Annotated in this window: 19 protein-coding genes; 16 read left to right on the forward strand and 3 right to left on the reverse strand. The window is 64.3% G+C overall.

All coding sequences use genetic code 11. The features are described 5' to 3' along the window. Nucleotide 1: 1 nt before the first annotated feature. The 8 genes from tmk (at nucleotide 2) to R5N89_RS05395 (ending at nucleotide 10,031) form a co-directional block, all read left to right on the forward strand. A complete protein-coding gene (gene tmk, locus R5N89_RS05360) occupies nucleotides 2-637 on the forward strand; it encodes a dTMP kinase (protein ID WP_110569692.1) in 636 nt (211 codons plus the stop codon). Then, nucleotides 630-1,592: a DNA polymerase III subunit delta' gene (locus R5N89_RS05365; RefSeq protein ID WP_110569693.1), complete on the forward strand. Its 963-nt coding sequence runs from the start codon at nucleotides 630-632 to the stop codon at nucleotides 1,590-1,592. The genes tmk and R5N89_RS05365 overlap by 8 nt, the downstream gene beginning before the upstream one ends. Then, nucleotides 1,589-3,127 carry a methionine--tRNA ligase gene (gene metG / locus R5N89_RS05370; protein WP_110569694.1) on the forward strand — a complete coding sequence of 513 codons (1,539 nt, stop codon included), beginning with the start codon at nucleotides 1,589-1,591 and terminating at the stop codon, nucleotides 3,125-3,127. Before R5N89_RS05365 ends, metG begins: the two co-directional genes overlap by 4 nt. Next, nucleotides 3,124-3,921, forward strand: a complete 798-nt coding sequence (locus tag R5N89_RS05375; protein ID WP_110569695.1) for a TatD family hydrolase — start codon at nucleotides 3,124-3,126, stop codon at nucleotides 3,919-3,921. The genes metG and R5N89_RS05375 overlap by 4 nt, the downstream gene beginning before the upstream one ends. 4 nt (nucleotides 3,922-3,925) lie before the next feature. Then, nucleotides 3,926-4,711 carry an MBL fold metallo-hydrolase gene (locus R5N89_RS05380; RefSeq protein ID WP_110569696.1) on the forward strand — a complete coding sequence of 262 codons (786 nt, stop codon included), beginning with the start codon at nucleotides 3,926-3,928 and terminating at the stop codon, nucleotides 4,709-4,711. Between the two features lie 161 nt (nucleotides 4,712-4,872). Next, a complete protein-coding gene (gene guaB / locus R5N89_RS05385) occupies nucleotides 4,873-6,375 on the forward strand; it encodes an IMP dehydrogenase (RefSeq protein WP_110569697.1) in 1,503 nt (500 codons plus the stop codon). A gap of 38 nt (nucleotides 6,376-6,413) precedes the next feature. After that, complete coding sequence (locus tag R5N89_RS05390) at nucleotides 6,414-7,712, forward strand: RsmB/NOP family class I SAM-dependent RNA methyltransferase (RefSeq protein WP_110569698.1); 1,299 nt, start codon at nucleotides 6,414-6,416, stop codon at nucleotides 7,710-7,712. Nucleotides 7,713-8,171: 459 nt separating this feature from the next. After that, entirely contained in the window at nucleotides 8,172-10,031 is a 1,860-nt protein-coding gene (locus R5N89_RS05395) for a sodium:proton antiporter (RefSeq protein WP_110569699.1), read from the forward strand. Here R5N89_RS05395 and R5N89_RS05400 read toward each other — a convergent pair. Continuing rightward, complete coding sequence (locus R5N89_RS05400; RefSeq protein ID WP_208624706.1) at nucleotides 10,015-10,527, reverse strand: L,D-transpeptidase; 513 nt, start codon at nucleotides 10,525-10,527, stop codon at nucleotides 10,015-10,017. The two genes, R5N89_RS05395 and R5N89_RS05400, sit on opposite strands and share 17 nt — an antisense overlap. Before the next feature lie 168 nt (nucleotides 10,528-10,695). On the opposite strand from R5N89_RS05400, the gene R5N89_RS05405 reads away from it, so the two are divergent. Next, complete coding sequence (locus R5N89_RS05405; RefSeq protein ID WP_061273227.1) at nucleotides 10,696-11,415, forward strand: response regulator transcription factor; 720 nt, start codon at nucleotides 10,696-10,698, stop codon at nucleotides 11,413-11,415. Between the two features lie 95 nt (nucleotides 11,416-11,510). Here R5N89_RS05405 and R5N89_RS05410 read toward each other — a convergent pair whose 3' ends face one another. Next, complete coding sequence (locus tag R5N89_RS05410; RefSeq protein ID WP_208624707.1) at nucleotides 11,511-12,305, reverse strand: exodeoxyribonuclease III; 795 nt, start codon at nucleotides 12,303-12,305, stop codon at nucleotides 11,511-11,513. A gap of 380 nt (nucleotides 12,306-12,685) precedes the next feature. Here R5N89_RS05410 and uvrC point away from each other — a divergent pair, with 380 nt between their 5' ends. From uvrC to R5N89_RS05440, 6 genes are all read left to right on the forward strand, one after another. After that, nucleotides 12,686-14,572 (forward strand): excinuclease ABC subunit UvrC, encoded by a 1,887-nt coding sequence (gene uvrC, locus R5N89_RS05415; RefSeq protein WP_208624708.1) that lies wholly within the window; start codon nucleotides 12,686-12,688, stop codon nucleotides 14,570-14,572. Nucleotides 14,573-14,664: 92 nt separating this feature from the next. Further along, nucleotides 14,665-15,264: a CDP-diacylglycerol--glycerol-3-phosphate 3-phosphatidyltransferase gene (gene pgsA, locus R5N89_RS05420; RefSeq protein WP_110569702.1), complete on the forward strand. Its 600-nt coding sequence runs from the start codon at nucleotides 14,665-14,667 to the stop codon at nucleotides 15,262-15,264. A 101-nt stretch (nucleotides 15,265-15,365) separates the two neighbouring features. Further along, nucleotides 15,366-15,830, forward strand: a complete 465-nt coding sequence (locus R5N89_RS05425) for a hypothetical protein (RefSeq protein ID WP_110569703.1) — start codon at nucleotides 15,366-15,368, stop codon at nucleotides 15,828-15,830. A gap of 55 nt (nucleotides 15,831-15,885) precedes the next feature. After that, the gene (gene moaD / locus R5N89_RS05430) at nucleotides 15,886-16,140 is read left to right on the forward strand and encodes a molybdopterin converting factor subunit 1 (RefSeq protein ID WP_110569704.1); all 255 of its coding nucleotides are present in this window, start codon (nucleotides 15,886-15,888) and stop codon (nucleotides 16,138-16,140) included. Between the two features lie 7 nt (nucleotides 16,141-16,147). Continuing rightward, nucleotides 16,148-16,612, forward strand: a complete 465-nt coding sequence (locus R5N89_RS05435; protein WP_110569705.1) for a molybdenum cofactor biosynthesis protein MoaE — start codon at nucleotides 16,148-16,150, stop codon at nucleotides 16,610-16,612. 309 nt (nucleotides 16,613-16,921) lie between these two features. Further along, nucleotides 16,922-18,769 (forward strand): ribonucleoside-diphosphate reductase subunit alpha, encoded by a 1,848-nt coding sequence (locus R5N89_RS05440; protein WP_244192230.1) that lies wholly within the window; start codon nucleotides 16,922-16,924, stop codon nucleotides 18,767-18,769. Nucleotides 18,770-18,887: 118 nt separating this feature from the next. Here the strand turns inward: R5N89_RS05440 and R5N89_RS05445 are convergent, their stop codons facing one another. Continuing rightward, nucleotides 18,888-19,637: a tRNA1(Val) (adenine(37)-N6)-methyltransferase gene (locus tag R5N89_RS05445; protein ID WP_110569707.1), complete on the reverse strand. Its 750-nt coding sequence runs from the start codon at nucleotides 19,635-19,637 to the stop codon at nucleotides 18,888-18,890. Nucleotides 19,638-19,841: 204 nt separating this feature from the next. Between R5N89_RS05445 and R5N89_RS05450 the strand changes: the two genes are divergently transcribed. After that, nucleotides 19,842-20,846, forward strand: coding sequence for a polyprenyl synthetase family protein (locus tag R5N89_RS05450; protein ID WP_110569708.1), 1,005 nt, complete (start codon nucleotides 19,842-19,844; stop codon nucleotides 20,844-20,846). Nucleotides 20,847-20,879: the final 33 nt, after the last annotated feature.

The raw sequence follows: 20,879 nt of genomic DNA on the forward strand, positions 1-20,879 counted from the left end.
CATGACGGGCCTGTTCATTACCCTTGAAGGCGGCGAGGGGGCGGGCAAGTCCACCCAGGCGCGGCTTCTGGCCGAATGGCTGCGCGCGCAGGGACATGATGTCGATCTCACGCGCGAGCCGGGGGGCACGCCGGGGGCGGAGGCATTGCGCGAGCTGCTGCTGTTTGGCGGGCATGGCCTTTGCGCCCGCGCCGAGGTCATGGCCCATTTCGCCGCCCGCGCCGATCATGTCGAGCAGCGCATCGCGCCCATGCTGGCCCGGGGTGGCGTGGTGATCTGTGACCGCTTTACGGATTCAACCGAGGCCTATCAGGGCTATGGCCTGAGCCACGGCGACCCTGCCATGCTGGGCCTGATCGCAACCCTGCGCGGTCTGATCCCGGTCGCGCCCGATCTTACTTTCATGCTTGAGGTGCCGCCCGCCGTGGCCCAGGCCCGTCTGGCCGGGCGGGGCAATGCCCGCACCGATCGGTATGAGGCGGAGGGCGCTGCCTTCCATGCCCGCGTGGCCGAGGGCTTTGACGCCATTGCCCGGCGCGACGCCGCGCGCTGCCGCCGCATTGATGCCAGCTCCGCCACGCAGGCGGTGCAGCATGCCCTGCGCGACGTTGTCACCCCGCTGTTGCCCCATGCATGACCCGCGCACCTGCCGCCGCCTGCTCGGGCATGACACGGCATGGCGGGAATTCCAGGCGGTCATGCGCACGGGGCGGCTGCACCATGCCTGGCTGCTGACCGGGCCGGAGGGCATCGGCAAGGCCAGCATGGCCTTTCTCATGGCGCGCGCCCTGCTGCGGGCCGAGGACCATGACAGCCCGGTGGGCCGCCGCGTGACCGCTGGCACCCATGCCGACCTGCTGGTCATCGCGCGCGGCATGGATGAAAAGCGCAACCGCCTGCGCCGCGAGATCGTGGGTGATGACATCCGCCCCATTGGCGCCTTCCTGCGGCGCACGGCGGCCGAGGGCGGCTGGCGGGTGGTGATCGTTGATGGCGCGGAATACATGAACCGCACGGCAGCCAACGCCATTCTCAAGATTCTGGAGGAACCGCCCGAGCGCGCCATCCTGATCCTGACCACCGCCGTGCCGGGCCGCCTGCTGCCCACCATCCGCAGCCGCTGCCGGGTGCTTGGCTTGTCCGCCCTTGATGAAGCGACGATGCGCGCCGCACTGGCCGCCTTGCCCGATGCCCCGCCACGGGATGCGATCGAGGCCATCATTCCGCTGGCGCATGGCGCGCCGGGCAAGGCGCTCGAACTGCTTGGCGGCGATGGCCCGGCCCTGTCGCGGCTGGTGGCCGATGTGATGGCGGGCACGGCAGGCGAGGGGGCGGGCTATGACATTGCCGCACAGGTCACAAGACGGGAAAATGACTTTTGCGTCTTTTTCGATCTGCTGTGTGATGCCATATCTCAAAAGGCACGCGCCCTGGCCGCCAGCACGGACAGGGTGCACAAAGAGGATCTGCGCCCGGCCCGTCTGGCCCTGCTGTGGCAGGACATGATGCGGCTGCGCGCGGAGACGGAACAGTTCAATCTGGATAAACAGCAGGCGGTCCTTACGGCCCTTGCGCGGGTGAGTGAAACATGACACGGCGCTACTACGTCACAACACCAATCTATTACGTGAACGGGGCGCCTCATATCGGCCATGCCTACACCTCGGTCGCGGCCGACGTGATCGCCCGCTTCAAGCGGCTGGCGGGGTTTGACGTCTTTTTCCTGACCGGCACCGACGAGCACGGCCAGAAGGTGGAGCAGGCCGCCGGGGCAAAGGGCATGCCGCCGCAGGCCTTCGCCGATGCGGTCGCCGCCGACTTCCGCGATATGTACGACACGATGGACATCTCCTACGATGACTTCATCCGCACCACCGAGCCACGCCATGTGCAGGCGGCCCAGGCGCTGTGGAAGAAGCTCGAGGAAAACGGCCACATCTACCTCGATGCCTATGAAGGCTGGTACGCAACCCGCGATGAATGCTTCTATGGCGAGGAAGAACTCATCGACGGCCCGGACGGCAAAAAGGTCGCCCCCACGGGTGCCGCCGTTGAGTGGGTGAAGGAGCCGTCCTACTTCTTCAACCTGTCCAAATTCGGTGACAGGCTGCTCGAACTCTACGAAACCCGCCCCGGCTTCATCGAGCCGCAGAGCCGCCGCAACGAGGTGAAGAGCTTCGTGAAGCAGGGCCTGCGCGACCTGTCCATCAGCCGCACCAGCTTCAACTGGGGCATTCCCGTGCCGGGCGACCCGAAGCATGTGATGTATGTGTGGGTCGATGCGCTGGCCAATTACCTCTCCGCCGTGGGCTACCCCGACGAGACGGCGCCGCGCTGGGATTTCTGGCCCCCCAACCTGCATCTTGTGGGCAAGGACATCCTGCGCTTTCACGCCATCTACTGGCCCGCGCTGCTCATGGCCGCCGACCTGAAGCTGCCCGAGCGCGTGTTCTCGCATGGCTGGTGGACCATTGAAGGCCAGAAGATGAGCAAGTCGCTGGGCAACGTGGTGGACCCGCGCGACCTGGTGAAAACCTTCGGTCTCGACCCCATCCGCTTCTTCCTGATGCGCGAGATGCCCTTTGGCGGCGATAGCGACCTGAGCCGTCGCGCCATCATCTCGCGCATGAATGTCGAGCTGGCCAATGACCTCGGCAACCTTGCCCAGCGCACGCTCTCGCAGGTTGCGCGCAACTGCGAAGGTAAGTTGCCAGCCCAGGGCAGGCATACCGATGAGGACCGCGAACTGCTGGCCACCGCCAGCCTGCTACCTGACATCATGCACCAGCAGATCGACCGGCAGGCCCTGACCGATGCGCTGGAGGAAGTGTGGAAGCTGATCCGCGCGTGTAACGCCTATATCGACCATCAGGCCCCGTGGAAGCTCAAGAAAACCGACCCCGAACGCATGGCCGACGTGCTGCGCGTGCTGGCCGATGCGCTGCGTATCATCGCGACCGTGCTCCAGCCCTACATGCCCGGCAGCATGGACAAAATGCTGACCCAGCTTGGCGTGGCAGAAGACGAGCGTGATTTCGCCGCCCTCGATACGCCACTGCCCGCGGGCCGCGTGCTGCCCAGGCCGGAGGGCGTCTTCCCGCGCTATGAGGAGCCGGAGGCATCATGACCCGCACGGGACTGACCGACTCCCACTGCCATCTCGACCATTTCTCCGATGAGGAAATGCCTGAAGTCCTGGCCCGCACGCGCGAGGCCGGGGTGGACGGGCTGGTGACCATCGGCACGCGCCTGTCACGCGCGGACCAGCAAAAAAAGCTGGCCACGCTCGATACGCCAGGGCTGCGGGTCTGGTGCACCATCGGCACCCATCCCGACCACGTGGATGAGGAGGCGCTGCCCACCGGCGCCGAACTCGCGGCCATGGCGGATGATGCGCGCGTGGTGGGTATTGGCGAGAGCGGGCTGGACTACTTTCACGGCAAGGAAGACATCCGCCCCCGCCAGCAGGAGAGCTTTCGGGTGCATATCGACGCCGCCCGCCGCACCGGCCTGCCGCTGGTCATCCACACCCGTGAGGCCGATGACGATACGCTGGCCATATTGCGTGACGAGACCGCGAACCGGGGGGCGTTTCCGTTCCTGATCCACTGCTTCTCATCCGGGCCGGACCTTGCGCGGGGCGCGCTGGAACTGGGGGGGTATATCAGCTTCTCGGGCATTGCCACCTTCAACCGCGCGCAGTCGGTGCGCGATGTGGCGAAAGACGTGCCCGCTGACCGGCTGCTGGTCGAGACCGATTCACCCTATCTTGCGCCCGTGCCCAAGCGCGGCAAGCGCAACGAGCCGGGTTACGTGGCCTATACGGCCCGCATGCTGGCCGAACTGCGCGGCATGGATGATGCGGCATTTGCCGAGATGACCACGGGCAATTTCAATCGACTGTTCACACAGGCGGTATAACGGCATGGATATGATCATACTGGGCTGCGGCGGTTCATCGGGCGTGCCCATGCTGGGCGGGCCTGACGGGGCAGGGGACTGGGGCGAATGCGACCCGACCGAGCCGCGCAACCGGCGCACGCGTGCCTCCGTGCTGATCGATGACGGGCCGGGCCGCCGCCTGCTCATTGATACGGGGCCGGACCTGCGGGCGCAGTTCCTTGCGCAGCGCATCGGCATGATTGATGCCGTGGTCTATAGCCATGCCCATGCCGACCATATTCTGGGGCTCGATGAACTGCGCGCCATCAACCGCATCATCAACGGCCCGATTCCCATCTATGGCACGGCTGTCGTGCTTGACGAGATCCGTACCCGCTTCGATTACGCCTTTCGCCCCTGGACGCCGCCTGCCATCTTCCGCCCCATATTCGACGTGAATGTCGTCAGCCTGCCGTCTACGCAGGTCATAGCCGGGATGGAGGTGCAGCTTTTTGCCCAGACCCATGGGCACACCGAAACGCTGGGCGTGCGCGCGGGGCCAATGGCCTACTGCACCGACGTGGCCGAAATGGATGAGCACGCCCTTGCCGTGCTGCGCGGGGTCGATACCTGGGTGGTGGACTGCTTCCAGCGCGCGACCCATCCCTCGCATGGCTGGCTGAAGCGCGTGCTGCAATGGCGCGATGTCATACAGCCGCGCCGCACCGTGCTGACCCATATGGGACCGGATATGGACTGGGCGTGGATGCAGGCCAACCTGCCCGCAGGGGTCGAGGCGGCATATGATGGCCTGCGCCTGAGCGCGTAAGGACAGGCTGCCTGCTGTTTTTTGCCCTGCGCGGGCAAGAAAGCGCACGAAGCCCGCGCGTAATGCTTGCCAGCGCCCGTTTAGCCCCCTAAGAGGGTGCGCCAACGGTCGGTGACCCGAGGCGCGGGGTAGCCGCCATCTGCTGACGAGGGCCCTGCATCATGTCTTCCATTTCCAAAACCACATCGACACCCCGGCTTGAGGACCGCATCCGCGAGGCCCTCGCTTTTGATGATGTGCTGGTCGTTCCCGATGAATCGAGCGTGCTGCCTGCGCAGACATCGACAAAAACCCGGCTGACCCGCAAGATCACCCTCAACATTCCGCTGATTTCCTCGGCCATGGATACCGTGACCGAAGATAACATGGCCATCGCCATGGCCCAGAACGGCGGCCTTGGCGTCATCCACAAAAACCTGACCATTGAGCAGCAGGCCGAGCAGGTCCGTCGCGTCAAGCGCTTCGAATCGGGCATGGTGGTCAATCCGGTCACCGTCTATCCCGACCAGACGCTCGCGGAAGTGAACGCCACCATGTCGCGCCACGGCATCAGCGGCCTGCCGGTGGTCGAGCGTGAGACCAACCGCCTCGTGGGCATCCTGACCAACCGCGACGTGCGCTTCGCCACCGATCCCGCCCAGCGCGTGTATGAACTCATGACGCGCGAGAACCTCGTGACCGTGCGCAACGGCGTGGACCGCGACCAGGCCCGCCAGCTCCTGCACCGCCACCGTATTGAAAAACTGCTGGTCGTTGATGACGAGGACCGCTGCATCGGCCTTATCACGGTCAAGGACATGGACCGCGCGGTGCAGTACCCGCAGGCCAACAAGGACAGCCTTGGCCGCCTGCTGTGCGCAGCGGCCACCGGGGTGGGTGATGATGGCGTGGCCCGCGCGCGTGAACTGATCGCGGCGGGCGTGGACGTGGTGGTGATCGACACCGCCCATGGCCACTCGGCAGGCGTGCTGAAAAGCATCGAGCGCATTCGCGCCATCGAGAACGATATCCAGATCATTGCTGGCAATGTCGCCACCCCCGAGGCGGCGCAGGCGCTCATCGGCGCGGGCGCTGACTGCGTGAAGGTGGGCATCGGCCCCGGCTCGATCTGCACCACGCGCGTGGTGGCGGGCGTGGGTGTGCCGCAGTTCTCCGCCGTGATGGAAACCTCGGCCGCGTGCCACGAGCTTGACGTGCCTGCCATTGCCGATGGCGGCGTGCGCACCTCGGGCGATATTGTCAAGGCGATCGGCGCGGGGGCCGACGTGGTCATGATCGGCTCGCTGCTTGCGGGCACGGAAGAGGCGCCGGGCGAGGTGTTCCTGTATCAGGGCCGGACCTACAAGTCCTACCGTGGCATGGGCAGCCTTGGCGCCATGTCGCGCGGGTCGGCGGACCGCTACTTCCAGCAGGACATCAAGGACACGCACAAGATGGTGCCCGAGGGCATCGAGGGCCGCGTGGCCTACAAGGGCGCGATGGGTGCGGTGGTGCACCAGCTCGTGGGTGGCCTGCGCGCGGGCATGGGCTATACCGGCTCGGCCACCATTGCCGACCTGCAGAAGCGCGCGCGCTTCCGCCGCATTACCGGCGCGGGCCTGCGCGAGAGCCATGTGCATGACGTGTCCATCACGCGTGAAGCCCCGAACTACCGGCAGGACTGATCCTGCCGGCCTTCCCCACTATAACGGTTCCCTGATTCATGACACCCAGCGCACGGCTTTCTGCCGCCATTGACCTGCTTGCCGCAATGGAGGCCACGCCGCAGCGCCCCGCCGATGCGCTGGCCAATGCCTTCTTTCGTGAGCGGCGTTATATTGGTGGCGGCGACCGCCGGGCCATCTCGGCGCGCGTGTGGCGCGTGCTGCGGCACTGGCGCAGGCTGCACTGGTGGATTGAACGCGTGGGGGGCAAGGTCACGCCCCGCACGCTGGTGCTGGCCATGATGGCGCTCGAGCCGGATGTGCGTGAAAACCCGCAACATCTCTTTACCGGCGAGCGGTACGCGCCGCTGGGGCTGATCGGCTCGGAAAGCAGCCTTTACACGCAGCTTGAAGGGCAGGGGCTGCTCCACCCCGACATGCCGCCTGCCGTGCGGCTTGAAGTGCCGGACTGGTTGCTGCCCCGCCTTGAGCGCACTTTTGGGGAAGGGCTGGAAGCCGAGCTTGCCGCCATGGATGGCGAGGCGACGCTGGATTTGCGGGTGAACCTGCTCAAATCCGACCGCCCTACCGCGCAGGCGGCGCTTGAGGCGGAGGGCATCCACGCGGTGGATACCACGCTCTCGCCATGGGGGCTGCGGGTTGCGGGCCGCCAGCCCATTACGTCGTGCGCTGCCTTTCGCAGCGGGCTGATCGAAATTCAGGATGAAGGCAGCCAGCTTGTCGTCGCCGCCGTGGGGGCGCGGCCGGGCATGCGCGTGCTTGATTACTGTGCGGGCGCTGCGGGCAAGACGCTGGGCATGGCCATGACCATGGAAAACCGCGGGCACATCGTGGCGTGCGACGTATCCGAGCCCCGGCTGGAAGGCGCGGTGCGCCGCCTGCGGCGCGCGGGCGTGCATAATGCCGAGCGCCACCTGCTGGTGGCGGGCGACCGCTGGGCGCGCCGCCGCAGTGGCAGCTTTGACCGCGTGCTGGTCGATGCACCGTGCACCGGCACCGGCACATGGCGGCGCAACCCCGATGCCCGCCTGCGCCTGCGCGAGCAGGATCTTACGGAACTGACCGAAAAGCAGGCCGCGATCATGGACCGGGCCGCCGCCCTGGTGCGGCCGGGCGGGCGGATGGTCTATGCCACGTGTTCCGTGCTGCGCGAGGAAAATGGCGACCAGATCGCAGCCTTTCTGGCCCGTAACCCGGCTTTTTCGCTGGTTGTGCCCGATGGCGCTGATGATGACCTGCCTGCGGGGCTGAGTACGGATGGGCAGGTCAGTCTGACGCCGCGCCAGCACCATACGGATGGCTTTTTCGCCGCCATCATGCAGCGTGAAGCGGGCTGAAACCCGTTTCCCGATAACAGGGTAAAGTCTCCGGGTGCGGCCTTTTTTAAAGGCAGCATTTCGCCAAAAGTCGCTCCCGGACATTCCTGGCGCGAAACAGGCACCAAAAACCCTGCGGCCCGCCATGCCTGCGCACAGGCATGGTGAACACAGCCATCAATAAAGCGTCAGTATAGCAAAAGACAGTCAAAGGGCACCTGCAGGGTCTTTAACATTCACGCCGTATTCTGTTGCGGCAAGAAATCTTTTTGGCTTATCTATAACAGGCCGGTTCTGGTTTCCTGCCCTGGGGCGTTATTGTTGCACATATACAGTGTCATGTGCCGAAGCTGACGGGATCATGGATGCGGCGCAGGGATGGGTGTGCGCTTGCCGCGCGCGGGCCGGGGGAGGCTTTTCCATCCGTGCTCCATCGGCAGGCTGGCGCCAGCGGCATTAGCAACATTATGGGACATCGGGATGCAGGCAACAAACCTGGCAATTGGAATTCTGTTCGTGCTAGGCGGTGGCATTGCGGCCCAGTGGGTGGCGTGGCGCTTCAAGCTGCCTGCCATCGTGCTGCTGTTCGCCCTTGGGCTGATCTGCGGGCCGGGGCTGGGCATCCTGCATCCGGCCACGGCCATCGGGCCTTATTTCCACCCGCTCGTGTCCATGGCCGTGGCGTTCATCGTGTTCGAGGGCGGGCTGGCGCTTGACCTGCGCCAGTGGCGTGAATCGGGCGAGGGCGTGCTGCGCCTGACGGCCGCGGCGCTTCCCATCAACTGGGTGCTCGGTTCGCTGGCAGCGCATTACGTGGGGCACCTGAACTGGGGCACGGCGTGGCTGTTTGGCGCCATCGTGGTGGTGACGGGGCCAACCGTGGTGCTGCCCCTGCTGCGCCACACCAAGCTGCGGCCAAGGGTGGCGGCCTTCCTGCGGTGGGAGGCGATCGTGAACGACCCCATCGCGGCCATTCTGGCAACCCTGATGCTCGAATGTTTGCTGATCAGTTCCAGCCACACATCCGATGCGTCGCTTGCGGCGGTGGAAATCGGGCCGCATCTGCTGTTCGCCACCATGTTTTCCATCGGGTGCGGTATTTTGCCCGCCCTGCTCATCAAGTTCCTCTCGGCGCGCGACCTGCTGCCCGAGATCCTGCGCATTCCCATGATCCTGGCCTTCGCCATGGGGGTTGCGGCCATCTGCAACCTGCTCATGCAGGGGGCGGGGCTCATGGCGGCCACCGTGTTCGGCATGGCGCTGGCCAACCTGCATGTGACCGGCATGTCCGAGCTTCAGCGCATCAAGGAATCGCTGGGCGTGATCGTGGTCTCGTGCCTGTTCGTGCTGCTGACGGCGGACCTGCAGCGCACGGTGCTGTCCGAACTGTCCTGGCCCATCATGGCGCTGACGTTCACGGTCATGTTCGTCGTGCGGCCGCTGGGCATCTATCTTTCCACCATCGGGGCGAGCATGTCATGGCAGGAGCGGCTGTTCGTGGGCTGGATCGCGCCGCGCGGCATCGTGGCCGCCGCTGTGTCCGGCGTGGTGGGGCTACAGTTGCAGGAGGCCGGTTACGCCGGGGCCAACATGATTACGCCCGCCGTGTTCGCGCTGATCGCCTCGACCATGATCCTGCACGGCTTCTCGCTCAGGCCGCTGGCGCGCGCGCTCAAGCTGACCCTGTCCGATGAGCCGGCGCTGGCCATCATGGGGGCCAATGCGTGGTCCACCAACCTGGCCCGCGTGGTGCATGACCGGGGGGTGCCGGTGCTGCTTGTCGATACGTACGCGCCTGCGCTCAACAAGGCGGCGGGGCTGGGCGTGCCGGTGCTGCGGGCCGAGCTGCTCTCGGTCGAGGGGCAGGAAAGCCTGGAGGAACGCCCCGCCGACTACCTGATCGCCACCACGCCGGATGCCATCTATAATGGCCTGGTCTGCGCGCGCATGGCGCCCGATCTGGGGCGGCAGCGCGTGTTTCAGGTCAGTCCGGGCATTGCGCGGCTGGACCTGTATCACGGGCTGAGCCGGGATTCGCGCGGCAAGGTGCTGGGCGAGCCTGCGTGGAATTTCTCACTCATCGATTCCCGCTACGCCCAGGGCTGGCGCTTTGGCAGCTACATTGCCGATGAAACCATAAGCGAAGCCCGGCTGACCGATGGCCCGGCCATGCTGTTCATGATTATCCGCAAAGGTACGGCAATCTGGGTTTTCTCTGCCGAGGATGCGATTCCGGCCGAACCGGCGGAGGGCGACATCATCGTGCTGTTCATGCCGCCAGGCCAAGATGCCAGCCGCACGGACCTGCCCGTGGTCGATGGGCCTATCCCGGCGGCCTGACCTCGATTTCCGCAAGCCCCGCGGCCAGCAGGCGGCGCAGCGCAGGCTCGGGCAGGGCGATGCAGCCTTCCGTGGGCCTGCCCCCCTTTGGCGGCAGATGCAGGAAAATGGCCGACCCCGCGCCGGAATGGACAGGCGCGTCGTTATAACCAAGCACCACCACAATGTCGTAAACGTGATCCTCGCGCCACAGACGCTCGTGCCGGGCGGGGTGGGGCAGGGTGACATGACGGTTGTAATCGGGGCTGGCGGGGTCATCGCACCAGCCATCAAGCGGCGAGAGCGGCTCAACCGGCAGATGACAAACAGGTGATGCCACCCGGTCGGCGCGATAGAACACGCGCCGTAATGGCAGAATACCGGCAGGCGTTGCGTGATCTCCCTCGATTTTACGGGTTTTTACGCCGCCCGCGCCGATGATGGCGGGCATAATTTCGCGAATGCAATGCAGTTGTGCATCCAGCCCTGTATTCGTTTGCAAAATAGCGCGTATCATGAATTCCTCTGGATCGGGTCGTATTTATGTTATCTCCGGCCTCATCCGGCTGCATACGGCATCGGGGCCGACGGGTCATGGGCCTGTCGGTCATGGGGCCGGGCATGAACGGCAAGACAGAGAGCGGTTCGATAAAGGGCCGTTCTTATAAGTGATAAAGAGGGTTCGATGGCAGGAGCACGTCCCATACTGATAGCGGACGACGATCAGACTTTACGTCAGATGCTCGTTGAACAGCTACAGATTGATGGTGAATTTGAAGCGATCGAGGCTGGCTCCGTCGCCGAAGCCTGGGAAAAGCTGCAGAAACCGGGGGCGCGTTTTGACGCGATCATCCTCGATGTATCCCTGCCCGACGGGGATGGGCGTGATTTCTGCGCTGACCTGCGGCGCAAGGGCAAGCGCATCCCCATCATCATTCTGACTGGTTCTGATGACGAGACGGATGTGGTGCGCGGGCTTGATGCGGGCGCCAATGACTATGTGGCCAAGCCGTTCCGCATTGCGGAGCTTCTGGCCCGGCTGCGGGCGCAGATGCGCATTTTCGAGAACAGCGAGGATGCCGTCTTCGCCATCGGGCCGTATATCTTCCGCCCATCCGCCAAACTGTTGCAGGAAACGGCCAAGAATCGCCGCATCCGCCTGACGGAGAAGGAAGCGGCCATCCTGAAGTTCCTGTACCGCGCAGGCACGCGCCCCGTGCCCCGGCAGGTGCTGCTTAATGAGGTATGGGGCTACAACGCGGCAGTGACCACCCACACGCTGGAAACCCATATCTACCGCCTGCGCCAGAAGATCGAGCCAGACCCCACCAATGCCAGCCTGCTGGTGACGGAAGGCGGTGGCTACCGTCTCGACCCCGAAGGCGGCAAGAGCGCCCTTGCCTGAACAGGTCTTTTTCTGACCTGCGGATTGTGACGGGCCGCCCGGTTTCGGGCGGCCCGGTCGCGTTTGGGCAACCGATTGATCAAACTGACTTGAAGTCAGCCCTCAATGTCGATCAGCACCGGCACATGGTCGGATGGCTTTTCCCAGTCGCGGGCGGCACGCAGCACCTCCATGCCACGCAGGGCGCCCCGCAAGTCGGGCGTGACCCACACATGGTCCAGCCGTCGCCCCCGGTTTGACGCGCTCCAGTCACGGTTGCGGTAGGACCACCACGTGTAAAGCTTCTCATCGGGCGGCACGAATTCGCGCATCGCGTCGATGAAGCCGGTCTGCTGCCAGGCCAGCAGGCGCTCCGTCTCCTCAGGCGTGTGGCTGACGATTTTGAGCAGCTGCTTGTGGCTCCACACATCCTGCTCAAGGGGGGCGATGTTCAGGTCGCCCACCAGCACGGTGCGCCGCATGTCACGCGCCGAGAACCACGTGCGCGCCTCATCAACAAAAGCCAGCTTGTGGGCGAATTTGGGGTTCTCGACCGGGTCGGGCACGTCGCCGCCCGCGGGCACGTAGAAATCATGCACGTCAATCGCGTCATCTCCCGTGCCATGGCGCACGGCGATGTGGCGGCAGTCGCCCTTTTCGCACCAGTCCGGCGTATCCTCCAGCATGGTTACGGGTTGGCGTGACAGGATGGCCACCCCATTATATCCCTTCATGCCGCGAAACACGACATGCCCGAAGCCAAGGGCGCGCACGTCCTCAAGCGGGAACAGGGCGTCGGGCACCTTGGTTTCCTGCAGGCAGACGATATCGGGCGATGTGTCCTGGCACAGCCGGGCGAGAAGCGGCATCCGCAGGCGGAGGGAATTGATATTCCAGGTAACGATACGCATATCGGCTGCATTGCCGATCCGTGGCAGGCTGACAAGAATATTTTTTTCCCCACGCCGCCCAGCGCAGGACGAAAACAGGAACGAATGGCAAAAGGCGGCTGATATTTCCTGCAAAAATGTAATCCAGGCATCAGGACACAGGGATGCCATAATTTGTCCACCTGCGGGGTTGACAGCCCTGAATCCGGCCTGTCGAGGAGCGGATTTTTTTTCCGGCCTCCGCCTTGTCCAATATAGTTGTTTAAAAACAGTAGGTTGTTGTTAGTGATGTTTTTTTGGGCAATCCAAGTACAGGAACGGAAAACCGCCACCCGCACGTTTTTTTCGGCCCCTGCTCCACAGACTTATCCACATAATCGGTGGATGAACGGCTGCTGTCCATGACAACGGCCATTTCCGACGCACTAGCCCGCCCGGTGGGGGTCGACGCGATCCATCATGCCCTGCGCACCATGCCGCAGGCCCCCGGCGTGTACCGCATGCTCGGTGAAAAGGGGGACGTGCTGTACGTGGGCAAGGCGCTGAACCTGAAGAAGCGCGTGACCTCCTACACCCATGTCAGCCGCCTGACCGAGCGCCTGCGCCGCATGGTGTCGGAAACGCGCAGCATGGAAATCGTCACCACCCATACCGAGGCCGAGGCCCTGCTGCTCGAGGCCAATTACATCAAGCGCATGCAGCCGCGTTACAACATCCTGCTGCGTGATGACAAAAGCTACCCGTGGATCATGCTGACCGACCGGCACGACTTCCCCCAGATCAGCAAGCACCGGGGCAAGCCGGTCAAGGGGGCGTCGTACTGGGGGCCGTTCGCCTCGGCCTGGTCGGTCAACCAGACGCTGAACCTGCTCCAGCGCACCTTCCTGCTGCGCTCGTGTTCCGATAGCGAGATGCAGGGCCGCACGCGCCCGTGTCTGCTGCACCAGATCCATCGCTGCTCGGCGCCATGCACCGACCGTATCAGCCGCGAGGACTATGCCGAACTCGCCGCTCAGGCGCGCAGCTTTCTGGCGGGCAAGGACCCGGACATGCGCGAAAAGCTGGGCCGCGAGATGGAACAGGCCGCCGAGGCGCTGGAATTCGAGCGCGCGGCGGCCATCCGCGACCGCATACGCGGGCTTTCGGCCCTGCAGCAGGATTCCAGCGTCATCAACCCCTCCAGCGTGAGTGACGCGGATATCATTGCCATCTGGCAGATTGCCGGGCAGTCGTGCATTCAGGTGTTTTTCATCCGCGCGGGGCGCAATAACGGCAACCGGGCGTTCTTTCCCAGCCATGCGCGCGATGAGAACGCGCCCGACGTGCTCGCAGCCTTCATCGGCCAGTTCTATGATGACAAGCCGCCGCCCGCCCAGGTGCTCGTTAACCAGGACCTGCCGGAGCTTGACGTGCTTACCGCCGCGCTGAGCCTGCGCCGGGGCCGCAAGGTCGAGATCATTCACCCCCAACGTGGCGAAAAGCGTGGCGTGATCGAGCATGCCGCCCTGAACGCGCGTGAGGCGCTCGAGCGCAGGATGGCCGAAAGCGCGGGGCAGGCGAAGCTGTTGCAGGGTGTTGCCGACCTGTTCGGCCTCGAGTCTGCGCCCAAGCGCATTGAAACCTACGATAACAGTCACATTCAGGGGGCTAACCCCTATGGCGTGATGGTGGTGGGCGGCCCGGAAGGGTTTGAAAAACGCGCCTACCGCAAATTCTCCATCAAGGGGCCGGTCACGCCGGGCGATGACTTCGCCATGATGCGCGAGGTGCTTGAGCGGCGCTTCCGCCGTGCGCTGAAAGACCGAGAGGAAGGCGTGCGCCCCGAAGACTGGCCCGACATCCTGCTGATCGATGGCGGGGCAGGGCAGTACACCGCCGTGCGCGGCGTGCTCGATGAACTTGGCGTGACGGGCGTGACCCTGGTGGGCATTGCCAAGGGGCCGGACCGTGATGCGGGGCGGGAATGGTTCCACACCGCCGACCGGCCACCCTTCCAGCTCCCGCCGCGTGATCCGGTGCTGTACTACCTGCAGCGCCTGCGCGATGAGGCGCACCGCTTCGCCATCACCACCCATCGCGCCGGGCGCTCCAAAACGCTGGTGCGCTCGGAACTTGATGATATTCCGGGCGTTGGGCCGGCACGCAAGCGCGCGCTGCTCAAGCATTTTGGCTCGGCGCGCGGCGTGCGGCAGGCTGGCCTGGGGGAACTGGAGCATGCGCCGGGTATCAACCGCGACATGGCGCGGGTCATTTACGGTTTTTTTCATCCCGACTGGACAGGAGAGTGAGCGGCTGTCATGCAGATGTGAGCCTGCAAACTGCCTGACAGGCGTTATCAGTATCTTGGCTTTCTCCCTTTCTTGGTTATAGCAGTATCAGCATGCTTACCGACCTGCCCAACCTCCTGACCCTGTCCCGCATCATCGTGGTGCCGATTGTCGTGGCGCTTGTGGTCATCCACACGGCGCAGACCGATTGCGCCGCGTGCGTGCTGTTCATTCTGGCGGGCATTACCGATTACTTCGATGGCAAACTGGCGCGGGCATGGAACCAGAATTCCGACCTCGGCCGCATGCTCGACCCCATTGCCGACAAGCTGCTCGTTGGCGCGTCGCTCATGGTCATGGCGGGGCTGGAGCGGCTGCCTTACGCATGTCTGTATCCGGCCATCATCATCCTGTGTCGCGAGATCCTGGTCAGCGGCCTGCGTGAATATCTTGCCGCCACCCGTGTTGGCCTGCCGGTGACGAAGCTCGCCAAATGGAAGACTGGCTTCCAGATGACGGCGATTGGCTTCCTGCTGGCAGGCGACAGCACGGCGGGGCTGCTGCATATCGGCTGGCTGCCGGTCAATGCGCTCGGCGCCGTCATGATGTGGATCGCCGCCGCCCTGACGCTGATCACCGGGTGGGATTATGTCTCCACCGGGCTGCGCCATGTGGGGCGCGGCACTTCGGGCGCCACCAAATTATCTTCCTGACCTACATGAAAAATTAACGCGCTTCATGGCTCATCGTCCCTGCGGGCCTCGTGCCCGCCGGTTTGGCGAGGGGGCGAGGGAAGAGCGTGGTGCGCAATGCAATGGTGCTGTCATTGCTGGTGGGGCTGGCAGGATGCGGCGGGTTCGGGCCGATCCTGGCCGATAATACCGAATTTCCCGGCAGCCTGCCCAATACGCCGCGCGCGGAGGGCGAGAACATGCGCCGTGTGAGCGGGCAGGCCCCGCAGGTGCTGCCGATTGTGCCGCAGGCGCGCAACATCTGGCCCGTTCTGGCTGGCGGGCAGATGGCCCCGGCGCAGGGGGAGGTGGTCGCGGCCATGCAGCCCGACGCGGGGCCTGAGCATGACCTGCCCGCGGGCGGCGAGATGCAGATCGGCAACGATGCAGCGGGCGATGGTCTGCCCGGGCACGTTTCCGCATTGTCTTCAGGGCAGGGGGCGACGCATAAGGACGCATCGGATGCGGCGATCATCGTGCCCAATGGTGATGGCACCACAACCGAGGTCAGCGCCGATGGCATGGTGCATGAACAGCAGGCCCCCTGACGCGACCCGCCTGTGCGGGGCGTCGGGCCTGCCCTGAGTGGGAGAGAAGAGCGGAATGCTACGCATTCTTTATTTTGCATGGCTGCGCGACCGCCTTGGCCGCTCCGGCGAGACGCTGCCCCTGCCGCAAGGCGCGCATTGCGTGCAGGATCTGATTGCGGCCCTGCGCGCGCGTGGGGGGGAATATGCTGCCATCTTCGCCAAACCTGAACTGATCCGCGTGGCGGTGAACCAGAGTTTCGCCACGATTGCTGCCCCTATTGCCGCGCATGACGAGATTGCCTTCTTCCCGCCGGTTACAGGAGGCTGAGACCATCATGCCGCGCATCACGATCCGTGTTCAGGCCGAGGCGTTCGATAGCGCCCATGAAACCGCGCTGCTGCTACGCGGGCATGAGGATGTGGGGGGAGTCGCCGCCTTTACCGGAATCGTGCGCGGTGGCGGCGGGCTGGTGGCGCTGGAACTCGAACATTATCCCGGCATGACCGAATCCATGATGCGCCGCATAGCGGAATCGGCGTGCGCGCGATTCGGGCTGGTGGGCTGCACGGTCATCCATCGGGTCGGGCGGCTGGCGGTGGGCATGCCCATCGTGCTGGTGCTGTGCGCCTCCGCCCATAGGGGGGCGGCGCAGGAGGGCACCGCCTTCATGATGGACTGGCTCAAGACCAGCGCACCGTTCTGGAAACGCGAGGAATTTGAAAACGGGCACAGCGCCTGGGTCGAGCCCCGCGCACAGGATGAGGCGGCAAAGGCGCGGTGGGGCAGCCTTACGGCCTGAGGCGGAGGGGAGAAAAATTAAAAAAAATAATCTCCCGTCAATCCGCTTGACGTAAGCTGGCCGCTGATTCGGAACAACGTTCCCCATTTTCCCGGGCCACATTATCTAGTGCAAAGCAGCATGAAATAGTCCATATATAGGGGCATATCATAAAACCCCGTCCCACCACGCAGGCGCCCGAAAGGCCCTGCGTGCCTTGGCGCGGGCCGATTACGGAGAATGTAAATGGTCCTGGATGACGTATCCGGCGGCATGGCCGATCGTTCTGCCAACGGGGATGGGATCGTCCAGGGAAAGGACAGTACGCCCATGCCTGACACGTCTGACATGCTGGACAGCGTGGTCCAGCTTCCCGGTCATCATCCCGTGCGCGTGGACCATTCCCGCGATGCGCTGCTCACGGCATTTGGCAAGGCAACGCTCAACAACCGCTACCTCCTGCCTGATGAGAGCTATCAGGATCTGTTTGGCCGCGTGGCCTCGTATTACGGGGCCAACCCCGCCCATGCCCAGCGGCTGTATGATTACATTTCGCGGCACTGGTTCATGCCGGCTACCCCGGTGCTCTCCAATGGCGGCACCTCGCGGGGGCTGCCCATCTCGTGCTTCCTCAACGAGGCCAATGACAGCCTGCGCGGCATCGTGGACCTGTGGAACGAGAATGTGTGGCTGGCCTCAAAGGGCGGCGGCATCGGCTCCTACTGGGGCAACCTGCGCTCGATTGGCGAGAACGTGGGTCGCAACGGCAAGACCTCGGGCGTCATTCCCTTCATCCGTGTCATGGACAGCCTGACGCTGGCCATCAGCCAGGGTTCGCTGCGGCGTGGCTCGGCTGCGGTGTACCTGCCGGTCTGGCACCCCGAGATCGAGGAATTCATCGAACTGCGCCGCCCCACCGGCGGCGACCCCAACCGCAAGGCGCTCAACCTGCACCACGGCGTGCTGGTGTCGGATGCGTTCATGCGCGCGGTGGCCGATGATGATGAATGGGCGCTGCTCTCCCCCAAGGACAACACGGTCATCCGCAAGGTTTCGGCGCGTGCGCTGTGGATTCGCATCCTGACCGCGCGCATGGAGCAGGGCGAGCCGTACATCATCTATTCCGACCACGTGAACAACGCGCGCCCCGAGCACCACAAGCTGGCGGGGCTCGAGGTCAAGACATCGAACCTGTGCGCCGAGATTACGCTGCCCACCGGCATGGACCACCATGGCCGCGAGCGCACGGCGGTGTGCTGCCTCTCCTCGCTCAACCTTGAAACATGGGATGAGTGGAAGGATGATCCGCAGTTCATCGAGGACGTGATGCTGTTCCTCGACAACGTGCTGCAGGACTTCATCGACCGCGCGCCCGATGACATGGAGCGTGCCCGCTACGCCGCCATGCGCGAGCGCTCGGTGGGGCTGGGGGTCATGGGGTTCCACTCCTTCCTGCAGGCCAAGAACGTGCCGTTCGAGAGCGTTGTGGCCAAGAGCTGGAACCGCAAGATCTTCCAGCACATCCGCGCGCAGGCCGATGCCGCCTCGCGCAAGCTGGCCGAAGAGCGTGGACCCTGCCCGGATGCGGCGGAATATGGCGTGATGGAGCGCTTCTCCAACAAGATGGCGATCGCACCCACGGCGTCGATTTCCATCATCGCGGGCAATGCCAGCCCCGGCATCGAGCCGATCGCGGCCAATGTGTTCCTGCAAAAAACGCTGTCCGGCTCGTTTACCGTGCGTAACCGCCACCTTGACAAGCTGTTGACCAGCAAGGGCCGGAACACCAGCGATGTCTGGTCGTCCATCACGCTCAACAAGGGCAGCGTGCAGCATCTCGATTTCCTGACCCAGCAGGAGAAGGACGTGTTCAAGACCGCGTTCGAACTCGACCAGCGCTGGGTGATCGAGCATGCGGCAGATCGCGCGCCGTTCATCTGCCAGGCGCAGTCGGTCAACATCTTCCTGCCTGCCAACGTGCACAAGCGCGACCTGCACCAGATCCATTATATGGCGTGGAAGCGGGGAGTGAAATCGCTGTATTATTGCCGCTCGCTGTCCATCCAGCGGGCTGACGCGGTGAGCGACGGACAGGAAAAGCGCGACGTGCCGCCAAAGGATGGCGGCAGCCCCCCTGCGACATCGGGCGATTATGAGGAATGCCTCGCCTGCCAGTAGGGCGAGGGAACAAGGTTTTTGGTGAAGCTTTTTTCAAAAAGCCTTGAGAGACCGCCGCCTTTTTGAAAAAAGGCGGCGGCCCGGAAGCTTTTATCTTTTTTCAGCCATACCACTTCGCTTACGGCATAAGCGGCATGCCCTGTTCCAGAATGGCGCGGGCTTGTGGCGTAAAGCGGCCATCTGGCTCATGCAGCACAAGGCCGGGCAGCATTTCGCTGCCCGCGCGTGAGTTCGCCCGCCCCTGAACCAGCATGATACGCGCAGCCTGCCCCGCGCGGGGCCAGAAAGGCAGCACCCTGATCCGGCCCAGCTGCGCGCGCTCCATGGCCGTGCAGCAGGCTGCCAGCAGGCTGCACGGCAGGGCCAGCGTCAGCGTGCCGTGGTGGCGTAGCTGGGCTGCGAGAGCACGCACCCAGCCCCCGAGCGCGCCTGTGGGCAGGCGGCGGGCAAGATCACGCTGGCTGTGGGGGGAAGCTGACGATTCCTGATCGTGCCATGGCGGGTTGGCGAAGGCGTGGTCGATGCGGCGCACGCCGGGGCCGGACAGCAGCGGGTCATCGGGCAGGGCAGGCAGGGTGGCACGATGCACGCGCAGGTCGTGACGATGGTTGAGCATGAAGTTGTGCCGGGCCAGCGCAGCGGTGGCGCCATCATGCTCCAGCCCGATTCCGGTCAGCCGTGGCACCCGATTCGACAGGCAGAGCAGCCCGGCGCCCGCGCCGCATCCACCTTCCATTACGGTCTGCCCGGGGCGCGCGGGCACGAAAGCAGCCATCAAAACAGGCTCAAGTCCGGTCCTGTTTCCGGTCGAAAACTGGCGATAGACCACCTTTCCACCCAGCAGATGGCCTGTGGTTACAGGGTCCATGCCCGAGGGGGGGAGAGGCAGATCATGCGCTGCTCCGTGCCGTATGCCTGTGTGCTCCGGCTTGACCGTTATTCCAGCGCCGCCCATATACTCATTCTATGTTGATACATTCGGAACCGGGAGAGTAACCTTTTGGCCCTAGCAGTTAGTCTGCCGGAATCCGACGAAACGGCAAGTCAGAAAGACGAAGGGGCTCGCCGCCCGATGGCAGATGGATCAGAAGTCGCCCTGCGCGATCTGGCGGAATATCTTGCGGATGACATGGCGGCGTGCAATCGCGCCATTGTCGAGCGGATGGACAGCCCGGTCGCCCTTATTCCCCAGCTTGCAGCCCACCTTGTGGCCGCCGGTGGCAAGCGGCTGCGCCCGCTGCTGACACTGGCTTCCGCCCGGCTATGTGGCTACCAGCCCGATGCCACACACCAGCGCCACGTGGCCCTGGCGGCCTGCGTTGAGTTCATCCACACGGCAACGCTTTTGCATGATGACGTGGTGGACGAGAGTTCGCTGCGCCGGGGCATGGCCAGCGCCAATGCGGTGTTTGGCAACAAGGCCTCGGTTCTGGTGGGGGACTTCCTGTTCGCCCGCTCGTTCCAGCTCATGACGGATGATGGCTCGCTCAAGGTCATGAATATCCTCTCATCCGCTTCCGCCACCATTGCGGAAGGGGAAGTGCTGCAGATGTCCACGCAGAATGACCTCTCCACACAGATCGATCAGTATCTGGAGGTCATTCATGGCAAAACTGCGGCACTGTTCGCCGCAGCCTGCCGCGTGGGCGCTGTCGTGGCTGACCGGGGCGAGGCCGAGGAGCGTGCGCTCGAATCCTATGGCACCAATCTGGGCATGGCCTTCCAGCTGGTGGATGACGCGCTGGATTACGCCGCCGACCAGGCCCGCCTGGGCAAGACGGTGGGTGATGACTTCCGTGAAGGCAAGATCACCCTGCCGGTGCTGGCGGCCTATGCCGCAGGCTCGGAGGAGGATCGTGCCTTCTGGCAGCGTGTGATCGAGGAAAGCGAGCAGAAGCCCGAGGATCTCGATCATGCCCTGCGCCTGATTGAACAGACCGGCGCCATCCGCATCACGCTTGAGCGTGCAACGGAATATGCCGATGCGGCGCGTGAGGCGCTGTCCATCTTCCCGCCCGGCCGCCTGCGCCAGATGTTGCAGGATACGGCCAGCTACACCGTCAACCGCCTGCGCTAAGCAGGCGGCACCTGCAGGGATGGCTTGAAAAGC

The sequence above is a fragment of the Komagataeibacter sucrofermentans DSM 15973 genome (assembly GCF_040581405.1).
GTDB classification, from domain to species: Bacteria; Pseudomonadota; Alphaproteobacteria; order Acetobacterales; family Acetobacteraceae; genus Komagataeibacter; species Komagataeibacter sucrofermentans.